This window comes from Actinoplanes sp. NPDC021490, from assembly GCF_055562135.1.
This window is the reverse complement of the sequence record NZ_JBVHFW010000051.1, coordinates 1-1,090: the sequence shown is the minus strand read 5'-3', so window position 1 is coordinate 1,090 and position 1,090 is coordinate 1. Positions and strand designations below refer to the sequence as shown.

The window sequence follows — 1,090 nt, the reverse complement described above, 5'->3', positions numbered from 1 at the left end:
CAGACGATCCCTTCGATGCCCTGCACGCGCAGGGCGTCGTACCACAGCCCGGCGACGTCCCGGTCGCCGGCACGGCGGCCCGACATGAGCGAGGAGCTCCAGGAGGAAGGCGCGATGCTCGGTGAAGGGGCAATTGTCGGCAGTCGCCGATCTGCGGGTCCGGGTGCTGCAGAACATCCCAGCAGATGTAGGAGGCCGGGTACCGGGCTGCCAGGGCGCGGGCCCGGGTCGTGGATGACGCGGCCCGTGACTGCGCGGCCGCGAAGTCGAGCCGGCCGCCCCGCCAGATCACGGCCTCGCCGTCCAGGACCGTGCCGGGGCGCAGTTCCATCCCGGCGACAGCCAGGTCCATCCAGTGCTGGGTGACCACTCTGCCGGACCGGGCGTACAGCACGACGGTCTCATCGGTACGGCGCAGCACGGTTCGGTGGCCGTCGTACTTGGGCTCGTACCACCAGCCCGGCCCCTCGGGCAGGACCGGGACGGCCTGGGCCAGTGCCACCCTGGTCGGGAACTCCACGGAACCGATCCTGCGAGCCCGGCGCCCGTGAAGCGCTTCGGGCGGTCCGTACGGCCCTACCCGTCGAAGAGCCCCGTCTCGGGCCTGCAGATCTGGCACGCCTCGATGTCCGGCTCAGCCAAAGCGATCACCGCCTGCTCTCGGGTGAGGAATCCGCCCTCGACCGGATACAGGGCACAGTCCCCGCGGTGCACGAGAGCCGCCGACGACGACCGCTGCGGCTGGATCTTCCACCGCAGCGCGGCATGCGCCCGCTCCCGGGCACGGTGTTCCTGCTGCTCCTTGATCTCCAGTTTCCGGATCCGGCCCCGGACCTGCCGCAACTGCCACTGTCCATGCTCGCGCTTGAGGCGGCCCTGGAGGTGTGGTCGCGGCCGGATGTCTCCGTCGATGTCGTAAGCGCGAAGCCCGTCGCCCTGACGGATCTCTTCGTGGAATGCATGCGGGCGCACGTACCTGAAGGGCGGGTCGACGTCGTGACGCCGGGTGCCCATGCCGAGCGGGGCAGTCAGGTCGCGCCGTGTGGGCGAACGTCGGTGAGGTGATGGGGCGTCTGATCGCGGAGGGTGT

The 1,090-nt window shown here is 70.5% G+C and carries 2 protein-coding genes; both read right to left on the bottom strand.

From position 1 onward, the window contains the following. On the bottom strand, positions 1-520 hold a 520-nt coding region (locus tag ACZ3I4_RS47885), incomplete at its 3' end, for an ATP-dependent DNA ligase (RefSeq protein WP_465388852.1). Positions 521-576: 56 nt separating this feature from the next. Further along, positions 577-972 (bottom strand): DUF6233 domain-containing protein, encoded by a 396-nt coding sequence (locus tag ACZ3I4_RS47880; protein WP_465388851.1) that lies wholly within the window; start codon positions 970-972, stop codon positions 577-579. Positions 973-1,090: the final 118 nt, after the last annotated feature.